Raw genomic sequence first — 13,618 nt, 5'->3', positions numbered from 1 at the left:
GCCGCAGGTGGTATTCGGGTGCTGCCAAGCCTAGGAACAAGGGCTAGGAATCGGGCAAACCATCGCCCGTATGAGGGGTGTGGCGTGAGTTCCGTTGTGAGCCGTGACTTGCCTGCGGGATTGTCGGCATTGTCCGCAATGAACGTCCTTGCGCGAGAGCAGGTGCCTTCCGCGGTGGATCAATTGCAGCACGCCAGGCGTTTTACGAGCGAGCGTTTTACGATCGAGCGCTTTACGACTGAGCGTTTCGACGGCCGGCGGCGCGACGCGATACGCGCCGGAACCGCGGTTTCAAGGCAGAAACACACTGAAATCATGTTCGGGGGCGTAGCGGCCTCGTGTTATCCTCGACGCTCCATGGGGGCCAAAGGGGTCGTCACAACCACGTCTCACAGGCCGAATTAGCGGAAAGAACGCCGTGTCGCATTCAGACGAACAGTTGCAGTCGGTGCTGGAAACGCTCGAAGAGTGCCGCAGGGTGCTCAACGAGAGCAATAGCCGTGAGTCGGCCGAGCTGCTGTCCATTGTCATCCTGGACGTGCGGATGAAGCTCAAAGGAATTGACAGTGCCGATCTCAAGGCACTGTGCGACGAAATGCTGCGGACGGCCACGAACGAACCGCAGCCCCCTTCCAAGCAGACGCAGGACCAGCCCCGGCGTCCGCTGCTCCGCGTGGTGAAGTAGCCGCGCCGCCGAGTTTCGCTTTTTGGCGAGATTTGTGCGTGTCCCGGTGCCGCATCTGTGATCACAGACGGCATCGGGAGGAGCCCTGGTTTTGTGCGCCTCTGTTGCGCATTCGCTGGCATCGGCTACACCAGAGCCGGTTCGGCTCCGGGCCGCGCGCATTCCCCGCGCGCCGCATCGGCGCCAGAGATGGTTCCGACTGCATCATGCAAAATGTTTCGATCCCGGCGGCGCTGATTGCCGGCCTCGTCAGCTTCCTCTCCCCGTGCGTCCTGCCGCTGGTCCCGCCCTACCTGATCTATCTGACGGGCGCGACGATCGAGCATGTCGAAAGCGAAGAGCCCGCATCGGCCTCCAAACGCGCCATCATGATGTCGGCACTCCTGTTCGTGCTCGGCTTCTCCACGGTGTTCGTGGCGCTCGGCGCCAGCGCCTCGCTGATCGGGGCGCTGATCCGGGCCTGGTCGGCCGAACTCTCGATCCTCGCCGGCATCGTCATCATCGTCATGGGCCTGCACTTCCTCGGCCTGACGCGCATCGGCCTGTTGATGCGCGAGGGACGCTTGACCGCGCCCAAGCCCGTCGGCCTTTGGGGCGCTTATGTGATGGGGCTGGCCTTTGCCTTTGGCTGGACGCCCTGCATCGGCCCGATCCTTGCCGCGATCCTCTCGGTCGCCGCGGCCGAAGCCACGGTGACAAAGGGCGCCGTCCTGCTCGCGGTCTATTCGGCCGGGCTCGGCATTCCCTTCCTGATCGCTGCCCTGATGATCGAGCAGTTTTCCACCCTGTTTGCGCGCATGAAGGGCCATCTCGTCAATGTCGAGCGCGCTATGGGCGTCCTGATGGTGATCACCGGTATTGGATTCCTCACCGGCGCGGTCTCGAACGTGAGCATCTGGCTGCTGGAGACGTTTCCGACGTTGCAGACGATCGGTTAGGCCTCCGCATCAAAGCGCGCTAGCGCGGCGCGGTCGATCTCGATACCGAGGCCAGGCCCCTCGGGCACCCGCACGACGCCGCTCGCATGCTCGATCGGCTCCTGCAAAATCGCCTGCCGGATCGGATGTTCAGTGCGGTCGAATTCCAGCATCGGCTCGAGCGGTGACAGCGAAGTCGGCGTTTGCGAGGGCAGCACCGCGAGGAGCTGGAGCGACGCGGCGATCGCGATACCGGTGCCCCAGACATGCGGATTGTAGCGGATGCCGAACGCCTCGCTCATGTCGGCGATCTTCTTGCATTCGGAGAGACCACCTGCCGCGCAGGTGTCGGGCTGGGCGATGTCAAGTGCGTGCGAGACGAACAACTCGCGGAAGCCGAAGCGCGTGAATTCGCACTCGCCGCCGGCGACCGGAATCGTAAGCGCGGATTTCACCGCGCGATAGCCCGCGATGTCCTCCGGCGGCACCGGCTCCTCGAACCATCCGATGTCATGGCGCTCGATCAGGCGGCCGAGCCGGATCGCCGCGACCGCGTCATAGGCGTGGTTCGCATCGACCATCAGCGCGACATCGGGGCCGATCGCCTCGCGCACCGCGCGGGTGACCGCGGCATCCTCCGCGATGCCGAAACCGACCTTCAGCTTCACGGCGCGGAATCCTTCGGCGGCATAACCCGCCGCTTCCTCCGCCAGATAGTTCAGCGGATCGCCTGACTTGCGCCGGTAGAGACCGGTCGCATAGGCCGCAACCTGCTTGCGCGCGCCGCCGCCGAGAAGCTGATGCACGGGTACGCCAAAATGCTTGCCCTTGATGTCCCATAGCGCGATGTCGATGCCGCTCATCCCCTGGATCACGACGCCCTTCTGGCCGTGATCCCGCAGGCGCGCATAGACCATCTGCCACAGCACGTCGGTGCGCAACGGATCCTCGCCGATCAGCCACGGAGCGATACTCTGCACCACTGCCGCCGTGATGCGCGCCGGGCCGTAGCATTCACCCCATCCGACAAGACCATTGTCAGTCTCGATCTCGACCAGCATTGCGGTGCGCGTGTCGTACCAGGCGCGCGAATAGGCGAAGGGCTGCGACAGCTTTGCTTCGAGAATGTGCGTGCGAATCCTTGTGATCTTCATTGCCGGCCTCCGTTCATCGCGCCTCGTCCAGCGCGCAAATCACCGTGCAGACCACGCCGCGGGGCAGGAAGTCGACCGTTGCCTCGCCGCCGAGCTGGTCGCGCGCGCTGCGCTCGATCAGGCGCGAGCCGAAGCCGCGTTGCACCGGCGCCGTCACCGGCGGTCCGCCGATCTCGGTCCAGATCAGGCGCAGCCGCGGCTTCGGCGCATCGGCGATGACCTGCCACTCCAGCGTGACCCGGCCGGTCTCATTGGATAGCGCGCCGTACTTCGCCGCGTTGGTGGCGATCTCGTGCACGATCATCGACAGCACCACGGCGAGCCGCGGCGACAGCGGCACCGCGGGTCCGGCCATGCGGATGCGCTCCGGATTATTCAGCAGGAACGGCTGGAGCGCGCGGGCGATCACGTCCCGCAGCTCGGAGCCCGCCCATTTCTCCTGGCTGAGCAAATTATGCGCCTCGGCCAGCGCGCCGAGCCGGCCCTCGAATTTTACCCGCTCGTCCCGGCTGGCGCTGCGGAAGGTCTGCACGGCGATCGCCTGCATCAACGCGAGCGTGTTCTTGACGCGATGGTTGAGCTCGTCGATCAGGAGATCGTGCAGCATCTCGCCGCGCGCGATCGTGGTCGCCATCCGGACCGCGAAGGTCAGGCCGGTCAGCAGCAGGACGCCGCCGATAAAACTGGTGATCGCGATGTTGCGCCAGAGCGGAGCGATTAGCGAGCTCTCGGCGACGCCGGCCACGATGGTCCAGCCGGTCAGCCGCGACCTCGTATAGACGGTGGACAACGCGACGCCGTCGAGCGAAACCGTCGAGAGTGCGGCTTCCGGCGTGCGCAACATACTCTCGTACAGTGCGCCGGTAGCCCGTTTGCCAAAGATCTCCGTAGGGTTCGGCGTGCGCGCGAACACGATAGCCTTGGTGTCGAGCAGGGAGACCGTCCAATCCCGGTCGGGCCGTTGCTTTTCCACCAGGTCCTGAAAGGTGCTGACCGGCGGGCTGAAGCAGAGGTCGTAGATCACTTCGCCGTCGCGGAGCACCGGAACCTCGACCGTAAGCACCTGCCGGCCGTTGATTGCGCCGGTGAACAGGTCGGAATATTGCGGCGACCTGGTCGCAAACACCTTCTCGATGATCTCAAGATGACCGCGTGGCGGCAGGCTTGCGGTGTCCTCGGTCGCGGAGGAAAACAACAGCCGGCCCTGGCGATCGGAGATCAGCACGAGGCCGCCTTTGCCGTACTGGTCGACGAAGCCGAGCGCGATGCGGCGGAAGCTCTGGAAGTCGTCGTTGCGCAGCGAATTCGTCAGTGCAAGCACCTGCAGGCCGCCGGTCATCCGCTGCACCTCGGAGTCCAGCACGAGGCGCATGCTGCGCACATTCTCCAGCACGCGGCGGGTCGCGTCGTTGCGGTCCTGTTTGTAATTGTAGACGGCAATGCCGACCGCGAAGACGATCAGCGGCAACATCGTTCCCGTCACCAGAAGAGCGAGCCGGACCGGCAAAGTGAGCTTTGACAAACGCGGGCGTCCCGGTTCCAGCGCAGGGGAGCGCCGGATTTATGATTTTGGGAGACCATAGGGGCGGGATTTGCGCTACGCCAATAATTTTTGCGTTCGGACGCGCCGCCCAGGAAGAAGATTTTGCAGCGCGGTCCGCGGCTGCGCCTCAGCTCATGCTGATTGCGGTCAGTAGGAGACACATGGCGTACACGGCCGCCAGGCTGAGCCCGGCGATCCGGGCCTCTCGATGCGATTTCATAATGTCTACTCCCAGAGAGGGAGGCCGCCTCAAGGCGGCCCCCTTACACCTGGATCAATCAATTTCCTGAACGACCGTGCGCGTACCGGGATCGACGAGCATCACGCGATCGCCGGAGTAGACGTAGCGATACTTCGTCAGCGACGGACCCCAGTCTGCGGGAACGGCCTCAAGCTCGACGTCGCTCGGCACCGCCGCACCGACAACGATCTTTTCCTTCGTGGTCACCGGGCGAATGCGATGCTCGGTGACGTAGGATTTGATCTTGGTTCGGTACTGCGGCTCGATCTGGACGGCCGCCGCGTGGCCCGTCCCGGTCGTCGTCACGACGGTCGATTGCGCGAAAGCACCGGTCGACATCAGGACCGCCGCGGCGGAAAGCAGGAACAACTTCTTCATCTCGTTCTCCTCGTTTGAACATGCGCCGCAACAACCCCTCATTGCGGACAGCGTTCCCGGCTCAGGGAACTAATTGCCGCTTTTTCCCGTTTGTAGATGACCGGGCTGACGGCTCGGGCTCTGGAGGAGGACTACAAATGAAGTTGAAGATAGTAACTGCAGCATTGATGCTTTCCGCAATATCCCTGCCGGCGTTCGCGGCCGACGAGTTCTATGTCGTGCAGGACGTCAAGACGAAGAAGTGCACAATCGTCGACAAGAAGCCGACGGACACGTCCATGACCGTGGTCAGCCCATCGGGCGCGATCTACAAATCGCGCACCGAAGCTGAAGCCGGCATGAAGACCGTCAAGGTCTGCACGTCCAACTGAGGAGGATGACAAATGCCAGTTCTGATTCTCTGGGCCGTGCCGGCCGTGCTGGTGATCGGCGGCGGCATCTATCTGATCGGCCACATGCACTAAGCGGCAGTGGAAGGCGGGTCTGTGCGTGCAGCGCACGGGCCCGCACGCCGTCTGTCTGCTAAGAGAGGCTGCTCCCCTCGGCCTGCCACGCACCGGCAGGAGCGCAAGTTGCAGTGCAGCAGTTCGCGAAAGGGGTGGCCCTGCGACGAAGAGGGCCTCCCCCGCGCGTGAAATGACTTCCGTCCCGCCGAGGTTTTCCATACGCTTCCCACTCGCAAGCCGCATACCGGCTGCGCTCACGGCCCGGCGACAGGGCCGGAGCATCAAAAGGAGGGGAGACGATGAAGCGAAGATCATTTCTCGCTGGGCTCGGCGCGACCACTGCGGCGGCTGCGATGGGCATGCCGTCAATCGTCAGGGCACAGTCGCCGATCACATTGAACGGCGCGGTCCAGTTCAACGACGACCACGCCTTCAACCGGGCCCTGCTCCGGTTCGAAGAGCTGGTCAAGAAGTACTACGGCAAGCCCGTCAACTTCACACTGCACAGGAATTCCTCGCTTGGCCTCGAAAAGCAATATTTCGAGTACATGTCGCAGGGCAAAGCCGTCGATTACGGCATCGTCTCGCCGGCTCACATGTCGACCTTCGCCAAGGCGGCCCCGTTCATCGACGCGCCCTTCGTGTTCAAGGGCATCGACCACATGAACAAGGTCGTCGAAGCCAATATCCTGGCGCCGATCGCCGACGAAGTCGCGTCCAAGGCCGAGGTCGTTCTGATCGGCTATTCCGGCGGTGGCATCCGCAATATCTTCGCCAACAAGCCGCTCAAGACTCTCGCCGACCTTAGGGGACTCAAGGTGCGCGTACAGGGCGCGCCGATCTGGTCGAAGACCTTTGCGGCCGTAGGTATGAGCCCGACGGTGATCGCCTACAACGAAATCTACAACGCGATCCAGAACGGCGTGATTGCGGCCGGCGAGAACGAGGCGGCCGGCGTCGAGGCGATGAAGTTCTACGAAGTGGCTCCGCATCTCAACCTGACCCAACACGCCGTGTCGATCCGGCCGATCTGCTTCTCGGTGAAGACGCTAAAGACCTTGCCGAAGGAGTTGCAGGACGCGATCATGAAGGCCGGCAAGGAGGCCGGCGACTACGGCCGACAACTGGAGTCGAGTGAAGAAGTCGTCAAGCTCGACACGCTGGAGAAGGCCGGGAAGCTCAAGCGCGTTCCCTTCGAAGAACGGGACGCCATGAAGAAGCTCGCCGATCCCGTGATGGCCACCTACGCCAAGGAAATTGGCGCGGAAGGCATTTTCGAGAAGATCAACGTCGTCTGAAAACTGTCGCCGCCCACGCGACAGGACGTCGGGGCAAGCCAGACGGCTTGCCCCATTGCGTGATTGTGATCCCCCGGAGTCGTGATGACTGAAATATCGATGCCACCGAACCCGTCGCCATGGCGCCGAGCAACGGCGGCCTATGCAAAACTGCTGGAAATCCTGCTCGCCGCCTCCGTCGGCATGCTGGTCATTCCGGTCACGTTGCAGATCCTCTCGCGCTACACGCCTTTGATTCCGTCCTACATCTGGACCGAGGAGATGGCGCGGTTCATGTTCATCTGGACGATCATGATTGGCGCCATGGTTGGCATCAGAGAGTCGCAGCATTTTGAAGTCGACGTCTGGCCTGACCTGTCACGCCGAAGCGAAGCCATGGTCCGGATTCTCGCGCGGCTCGGCGTGCTGGCGCTGGCACTGGTGTTCGTAACCGCCGGAATCGAGTTCACCCGCTTTGCCTGGAACAGAACTTCGGAGCTGGCCGATCTGCCGCTTTGGCTGATCCACGTCGCCTGGCCGATTTCCGGCGTGACCTGGATCGTGTTCGCCGGTGAACAGATCGTCGACGAGATGCGGATTTTGTTTGGGGCAAATCAATGAGCGGCAATGTTCTTTCTGCCGGGCAGGCCGCAATGGTCCTGTTCGGTACTTTCGTTGGCCTGCTCATCATCCGCGTCCCGGTCGCCTTCGCGCTTGGCCTTGCCTGCGTGCCGATCCTGCTGATCGAGCCGCATCTGTCGCTGATGACGCTCGCGCAGGAAACCTTCAACGCCTACAATTCGTTCATCCTGCTGGCGGTGCCGTTCTTCCTGCTCACCGCCAATCTGATGAGCATCGGCGGCATCACCGACCGGCTGGTCGCGCTGTCCCGCTCGATGGTCGGGCACTGGCCGGGGTCGCTGGCGCAGATCAACGTGGTGCTGTCGGTGTTCTTTGCCGGCATCTCCGGATCCTCCACCGCGGACGCGGCGAGCCAGTCCAAGATATTCATCGATGCCCAGACCAAGGAGGGCTACGACCTCTCGTTCTCGATCGCCATCACCGCGGTCTCGGCCGTGCTCGCCGTCATCATCCCACCCTCGATCCTGATGATCGTGTGGGGCGGACTGATCTCGACCTCGATCGCCGCGATGTACCTCGCAGGCATCGTGCCGGGATTGCTGATCGCGGGCGCGCAGATGGCGACCGTGCATATCTATGCCGTGCGCCGCGGCTATCCGACCTATCCGAAGGACACCTGGAGGGAGATGTGCTGCGCCATCTGGCGCTCGATACCGGCGCTGATGACGCCGTTCATCATTGTCGGCGGCATCCTGCTGGGGTGGTTCACCGCGACCGAATCCGCCTGCGTCGCAGTGCTCTATTCCGTGGCGCTGTCGACGTTCTTCTACCGTGAAACCGGCGCGCGCGAACTCTACAAGGCGCTGCTCGATACCGGGCGCCTTGCCGGCGTGGCGCTGTTCTGCGTCGGTACCGCGAGCGCGTTCGGCTGGCTGCTGGCCTATTACAGGATTCCGCAGGAACTGCTGGCTAACGTCTCGACCTGGGGCATGGGCGCGATCGGGGCCGGCTTCTTCATCGCGTTCTGCTTTCTGGTGGTGGGCTGCTTCCTCGACGCCATTCCGGCGATCATCATCGTCGGCACCGTTCTCGAACCGCTGGCGAAATCGGTCGACCTTCATCCGGTGCAGTTTGCGATCATCTCGATCGTCTCGCTCGCCTTCGGATTGGTGACGCCGCCTTATGGCCTCTGCTTGATGATCGCCTGCTCGATCGCCGGGGTACGGCTGCGCTATGCACTTAAGGACACGGTGATCATGCTGATCCCCATGCTGCTCGTGCTGGCGGCGCTCATTATTTGGCCCAGCGTTTCCCTGTTCCTGCCGCGCCTGATCGTGCCGGAGATGTTGAAATGAGCGGGGCTTGATCCCGCGGCTCTGATGCCGCGGAATCGGTGCATTTTTCTCAGAGATTGCTCTCGGTGATCGCAGCGTAGACCATGCTGCGCAGCTCGCGCCGGAGCGGGTAGGCGCTCGACGGCAGCACCTGCGTCATGAAGATGGTGATCAATTCTTCGGCCGGGTCGATCCAGAACGAAGTCGTGGCCGCGCCGCCCCAATTGTATTCACCGGGGCTGCCGGCGACCAGCGTCTCGGCCGGGCGCATCGTCACGGCGAAGCCGAGGCCGAAGCCGATGCCGTTGTAGGCGGCTTCCGCGAACAGCGAGCGCGACACTTCCGGCAGCGAGCGTCCACCCGGAATGTGGTTGGTCGTCATCAGCGCCAGCGTCTTCGGCCCGATCAACCTGACGCCGCCGAGTTCGCCGCCATTGAGCAGCGCACGGCAGAAGGTGAGATAGTCGGCCGTCGTCGAGCACAGCCCGCCGCCACCTGAGATCAGGGACGGCGGCGACAGGAACGAGCTCTTGGTTGGATCATCCTGCAACGTCAGGCCCTCGCGGCGCTGGCCGGCATGGAAGGTCATGCCGCCACCCGGGTCGGCCGAGTAACAGGCAGCGAACCGGTGGGCCTTGGAAGCCGGCACGTGGAAATCAGTGTCGGTCATGCCGAGTGGATCGAGGATGCGTTGTTTCAGGAACTGCTCGAAGGGGATGCCGGAGATCTTGCCGACGAGGTAGCCGAGCACGTCGGTCGAAACCGAGTAGTTCCAGGCCTCGCCCGGCGAGAACTCCAGCGGAATTTTTGCGAGGCTCTCGATCATGGTCTGGAGCGTGCCCGATTTCTCGACCTCGCCGATCTTTTCAGCGCGGTAAGCGGCATCGACGTTCGAGCGCTGCTGGAAGCCATAGGTGAGGCCGGAGGTGTGGCGCAGGAGATCGACGATCAGCATCGGCCGCGACGGCGGACGGGTCAGGAAGGATGGCGCGGTGCCGGCGACGAACACGCCGAGATCCTTCCATTCCGGAATGTACTTGGCGACGGGCTCATCGATCGCGACGAGGCCTTGCTCGACCAGCATCATGAAGGCGACGCTGGTGAGCGGCTTGGTCATGGAATAGATGCGGTAGATGGTGTCGTCCTTGACGGGCAGCTTGCGCTCGACGTCGGAAAATCCCTGCACCGAGCTGTGGGCGATCTTGCCACGGCGATAGACCAGGAGATGCGTGCCCGGGAAGCGGCCGGCATCGATGTACCGGCTCTTCAGATGCGCGTCGACGCGGTCGAGCGCGGCCTTGGACATGCCGACGGATTCGGGCGAGGCGGGGGTGGGAGCAAGCATCAGTTCCTCCGGGCAGTTTGTCCGACGTTGATAGCCGATATGGCGGTCTCATTCCAACCCGGTCGCGCTTAACCCCGGCCGCCTGTTTGGTGTAGGCTCCAGCGTGGACGCCTCCAAGCAGCCCAAGAGATCCCTAACGGGCCAATGAGAAAACGCAGGCAAACGCACCATGACCCAGTTCAACGAGACCGAACTCACCGAAGCCGTCGTCCGGAGTTTTGACCAGACACCCGATCCGCGCGCGAAATTCCTACTCCAGGAATTGGTGAAGTCGCTGCACGATTACGTGAGCAAGACCGGCCTCACCTTCGAGGAGTGGGAATACGCCATCGATTTCCTGACCCGCACCGGCCAGAAATGCACGGACACCCGGCAGGAATTCATCCTGCTGTCCGACGTGCTCGGCGTCTCCATGCTGGTCGACGCGGTCAACCACCGCGAGCGCGAGGGCGCCACCCAGACCACCGTGCTCGGGCCGTTTTATGTCGGCGAGCACAAGGTGACCGCGCACGGCACCGACATCTCTCCGAACAATCAAACCGGCGAACGGATGTTCGTGCAGAGCCGTGTCACCGATCTCAAGGGCAAGCCGCTCGCGAATGTCCCCGTCGACGTCTGGCACGCCGACGATGACGGCTTCTACGACTCGCAGAAGCCGAACTATGACGAGGTCGGCGCCTCGGCGCGGGCGCGCTTCATCACCGACAGCGATGGCCGCTTCTTCTTCCGCACCATCTTGCCGTGCAGCTACCCGATCCCGACCGACGGCCCGGTCGGCGAGATGATCGTGCAGACCAACCGTCACCCGATGCGCCCGGCGCATGTGCACTTCCTGGTCAATGCCAAGGGCTACGAGCCGCTGATCACCCACGTCTTCATGGACGGCGACAAATATCTGGATTCCGACGTGGTGTTCGGCGTGAAGGACGACCTCGTCGCCAAGGTCGAGCCGCGCAACGATCTCGAGCTGCCCGACGGCACCAAGGCGAACGGGCGATGGCACCTGATGACCTACGAATTCCACCTCAAGCCCGGCGGCGGCATGGCGCCGAAGCCGCTGGGGACGAAGGCGGAGGAGCACGCCTGACCGTCAGGCGCGAGCAGCGCGCGCCGCCCGCTCATCTCCCGATAAACGCCGCCAGCTCGTCAGGCGTCCCCATCGGAAAGGCTTCTTTCATGAAGTCGAGGAAGGCGGAGACGCGCGCGCTCAACAGCCGGCGCGATGGATAGAGCGTCCATAACGCGATCTCTGGTCCGTCGATGTCGCCCCAATGCACCAGCGTGCCGGCAGCCAGGTCGTGACTGACCAGTGATACCGGAAGGCGTGCGGCGCCGACGCCCGCCCGGACCGCGTCGCGAACCATGACGAGCGATGACAGGCGCAGGACCGGATCAATCGCGATGCGCGACCTTCCACTGGGCATCGTGACTTCCCAGCTTGTCAGCTGGTCGCCCGCTCCGCGCATGACAGCCGGCACAGCGATGCCGTCCCTCGGTCGTTTCAGGTCCGGGCTTGCCACGACCACCAGCCGATCGCGCAGAAAGATTCGTCCGACAAGGCTGTCATCCGGATCGGGATTGACCCGAATGACGAGGTCATACCCTTCCTCCACCATGTCGACGGAGCGATCTTCCGTCGTGACCTCAAGACGGATCTCCGGATATCTGAGCGCGAACCCAGCCGCGAGGTTTCCCATTGCAGTCTGCGAGAACAGCAAGGGCGCGCTGATCCGCAAGCGCCCCCGCGGCCTGTCCCCACCCGACGCGATCGCTGTCGCCGTCTCGTCGAGCTCTGTGAGCAAGGCTCCCGTCCGCTCGTAAAGGGCACGTCCTTCCTGCGTGAGTTTCAGGGCCCGCGCGCCACGCTCGAACAGGCGGAGGTCAAGCGCGGCTTCCAGCTCGGCGACCCGCCGGGACAGGGTGGCTTTCGGGCGTCCGGCGGCCCGCGCGGCCCGTCCGAACCCGCCGTGCCGGGCGACAAGATTGAAATCGGCGAGTGCGAGCAGGTCCATTGTTCCACCAGTGAGACGGTCTGTCCAGATATAGCGGCTATCGGTTCGTTTGTGGATCGCTAATTTCCGGGTGTCTTCTGACCAACCCGGAGTGATCTCCATGACCATCCTCGTTACCGGTGCAACCGGCACCGTCGGCCGCCACGTCGTCGAACAGCTCGTCAAGCGCGGCGCCGATGTCCGTGCTCTCGCCCGCGATCCAGCCAAGGCAAACCTCCCGGCAGGCGTCACCGTCGTGCAGGGCGACCTGCTCGACGTCGACTCGCTCCGCAGCGCATTCAAGGGCGTCTCGACCCTGTTCCTGCTCAACGCAGTGGTGCCGGATGAATTCACGCAAGCGCTGATCGCGCTCAACGTCGCCCGCGAGGCTGGCGTCGAGCGGGTCGTGTACCTCTCGGTGATCCACAGCGATCGTTACGTGAACGTCCCGCACTTTGCCGGCAAGTTCGGCGTCGAGCGGATGATCGAGCAGATGGGCTTCAACGCCACCATCCTGCGCCCGGCGTACTTCATGAACAACGACGTCACGATCAAGGACGTGGTGACCGGATACGGCATCTATCCGATGCCGATCGGGAGCAAGGGGCTCGCCATGATCGATGCGCGCGACATCGGCGAGATCGCGGCCCTCGAGCTCATCCGTCGTGAGCGCGCCGCATCACCGCTTCCGCTCACGCGCATCAATCTCGTCGGTCCTGATACGCTGACCGGCGCGAAAGCCGCCGCGGTCTGGTCGGAGGTGCTGGGCCGCACGGTCGCCTATCCCGGTGACGATACCGCCGGCTTCGAGAAGAATCTCCGGCAGTTCATGCCGAGCTGGATGGCCTACGACATGCGGCTGATGAGCGAGCGTTTCCTCACCGAGGGAATGGTCCCCGAAGCCGGCGACGTCGAGCGTCTGACCGCGTTGTTGGGCCGCCCCCTGCGCTCCTATCGCGACTTCGTCTCCGAAATCGCGGCCTCTGCCTGACGGCATGGGCACGTCCCCATCACGACAACGAGGACTCCTATCATGACCTCTTCAATCGCCACTGTTCCGGCGGATCCGCAAGGTGCGACGAAGATATTGGTGCTTGGAGCGACCGGTGCCACCGGTCGCCTGATCGTCAACCAGGCGGTGGCGCGAGGCTACGACGTCACCGTGCTGGTGCGTTCCGCCGAGAAGGCACGTGACATCACGGGGGCGAAGCTTATCGTCGGAGACGCCCGCGATGAAACAGCCCTGCGCGCAGCCCTCAAAGGCCGTGAGGCCGTGGTCAGTGCGCTGGGTACACCGGTAAGCCCGTTCCGCGAGGTGACGCTTCTCTCGACCGCGACGCGCGCACTCGTGAGCGCGATGAAGGCCGAGCAGGTCTCGCGGCTGGTTTGCATCACCGGAATGGGCGCCGGCGACAGTGCCGGGCACGGCGGCTTTGTCGCCGACAATGTGATCTTTCCGCTTCTCCTGAAGAAGGTGTACACCGACAAGGACCGGCAGGAAGCAATCGTCAAAGACAGCGGGCTGGACTGGGTCCTGGTTCGCCCCTCGATCCTGAACAACAAGCCCGGCCGCGGCTCGGTCCGGGCCCTGACGGATCTTTCGGGCTTCCATGGCGGTAGCATCGCGCGCGAAGACGTTGCGACATTCGTGCTGGATCAAGTGCGCGCCGATACCTGGCTGCATCGGTCTCCGCTGATCACGTGGTGATGCTTTGCGTGGCGACA

General features: G+C 63.5%; 14 protein-coding genes. 9 read left to right on the top strand and 5 right to left on the bottom strand.

Features of this window, described 5'->3' with window-relative positions; translation table 11 throughout:
* The first annotated feature begins 418 nt into the window (after positions 1-418).
* Positions 419-685, top strand: coding sequence for a hypothetical protein (locus IVB36_RS35245; protein WP_007593979.1), 267 nt, complete (start codon positions 419-421; stop codon positions 683-685).
* Between the two features lie 206 nt (positions 686-891).
* Positions 892-1,623 (top strand): cytochrome c biogenesis protein CcdA, encoded by a 732-nt coding sequence (locus tag IVB36_RS35240; RefSeq protein WP_083926459.1) that lies wholly within the window; start codon positions 892-894, stop codon positions 1,621-1,623.
* Here the strand turns inward: IVB36_RS35240 and IVB36_RS35235 are convergent.
* The 3 genes from IVB36_RS35235 to IVB36_RS35225 all read right to left on the bottom strand — a co-directional run bounded on the left by IVB36_RS35235 (position 1,620) and on the right by IVB36_RS35225 (position 4,918).
* Positions 1,620-2,756 (bottom strand): mandelate racemase/muconate lactonizing enzyme family protein, encoded by a 1,137-nt coding sequence (locus IVB36_RS35235; RefSeq protein ID WP_247394481.1) that lies wholly within the window; start codon positions 2,754-2,756, stop codon positions 1,620-1,622. The genes IVB36_RS35240 and IVB36_RS35235 overlap by 4 nt on opposite strands.
* 13 nt (positions 2,757-2,769) lie before the next feature.
* On the bottom strand, positions 2,770-4,227 hold the full coding sequence (locus IVB36_RS35230; RefSeq protein ID WP_247394714.1) for a sensor histidine kinase: 1,458 nt from the start codon (positions 4,225-4,227) through the stop codon (positions 2,770-2,772).
* Positions 4,228-4,573: 346 nt separating this feature from the next.
* A complete protein-coding gene (locus IVB36_RS35225) occupies positions 4,574-4,918 on the bottom strand; it encodes a DUF1236 domain-containing protein (RefSeq protein ID WP_018457104.1) in 345 nt (114 codons plus the stop codon).
* Positions 4,919-5,055: 137 nt separating this feature from the next.
* On the opposite strand from IVB36_RS35225, the gene IVB36_RS35220 reads away from it, so the two are divergent.
* The 4 genes from IVB36_RS35220 to IVB36_RS35205 all read left to right on the top strand — a co-directional run bounded on the left by IVB36_RS35220 (position 5,056) and on the right by IVB36_RS35205 (position 8,578).
* Positions 5,056-5,289, top strand: coding sequence for a hypothetical protein (locus tag IVB36_RS35220; protein ID WP_026233301.1), 234 nt, complete (start codon positions 5,056-5,058; stop codon positions 5,287-5,289).
* 374 nt (positions 5,290-5,663) lie between these two features.
* Positions 5,664-6,662, top strand: a complete 999-nt coding sequence (locus IVB36_RS35215; protein ID WP_018457102.1) for a TRAP transporter substrate-binding protein — start codon at positions 5,664-5,666, stop codon at positions 6,660-6,662.
* 84 nt (positions 6,663-6,746) lie between these two features.
* Positions 6,747-7,262 (top strand): TRAP transporter small permease, encoded by a 516-nt coding sequence (locus tag IVB36_RS35210; RefSeq protein ID WP_085352116.1) that lies wholly within the window; start codon positions 6,747-6,749, stop codon positions 7,260-7,262.
* Positions 7,259-8,578, top strand: a complete 1,320-nt coding sequence (locus tag IVB36_RS35205) for a TRAP transporter large permease (protein ID WP_018457100.1) — start codon at positions 7,259-7,261, stop codon at positions 8,576-8,578. The genes IVB36_RS35210 and IVB36_RS35205 overlap by 4 nt, the downstream gene beginning before the upstream one ends.
* 49 nt (positions 8,579-8,627) lie before the next feature.
* Here the strand turns inward: IVB36_RS35205 and IVB36_RS35200 are convergent, their stop codons facing one another.
* Positions 8,628-9,902, bottom strand: a complete 1,275-nt coding sequence (locus IVB36_RS35200; RefSeq protein WP_247394478.1) for a serine hydrolase domain-containing protein — start codon at positions 9,900-9,902, stop codon at positions 8,628-8,630.
* Between the two features lie 169 nt (positions 9,903-10,071).
* Here IVB36_RS35200 and IVB36_RS35195 point away from each other — a divergent pair, with 169 nt between their 5' ends.
* On the top strand, positions 10,072-10,989 hold the full coding sequence (locus tag IVB36_RS35195) for an intradiol ring-cleavage dioxygenase (protein WP_247394474.1): 918 nt from the start codon (positions 10,072-10,074) through the stop codon (positions 10,987-10,989).
* Positions 10,990-11,020: 31 nt separating this feature from the next.
* On the opposite strand, the gene IVB36_RS35190 is transcribed toward IVB36_RS35195, so the two are convergent.
* On the bottom strand, positions 11,021-11,914 hold the full coding sequence (locus IVB36_RS35190; RefSeq protein ID WP_247394698.1) for a LysR family transcriptional regulator: 894 nt from the start codon (positions 11,912-11,914) through the stop codon (positions 11,021-11,023).
* A 100-nt stretch (positions 11,915-12,014) separates the two neighbouring features.
* On the opposite strand from IVB36_RS35190, the gene IVB36_RS35185 reads away from it, so the two are divergent.
* On the top strand, positions 12,015-12,884 hold the full coding sequence (locus IVB36_RS35185; RefSeq protein ID WP_247394472.1) for an NmrA/HSCARG family protein: 870 nt from the start codon (positions 12,015-12,017) through the stop codon (positions 12,882-12,884).
* A gap of 42 nt (positions 12,885-12,926) precedes the next feature.
* Positions 12,927-13,601 carry an SDR family oxidoreductase gene (locus IVB36_RS35180; RefSeq protein WP_247300278.1) on the top strand — a complete coding sequence of 225 codons (675 nt, stop codon included), beginning with the start codon at positions 12,927-12,929 and terminating at the stop codon, positions 13,599-13,601.
* Positions 13,602-13,618: the final 17 nt, after the last annotated feature.

The sequence above is a fragment of the Bradyrhizobium sp. 35 genome (genome assembly GCF_023073215.1).
Taxonomy (GTDB): domain Bacteria; phylum Pseudomonadota; class Alphaproteobacteria; order Rhizobiales; family Xanthobacteraceae; genus Bradyrhizobium; species Bradyrhizobium canariense_D.
This window is presented reverse-complemented; position numbering and strand designations above follow the sequence as displayed.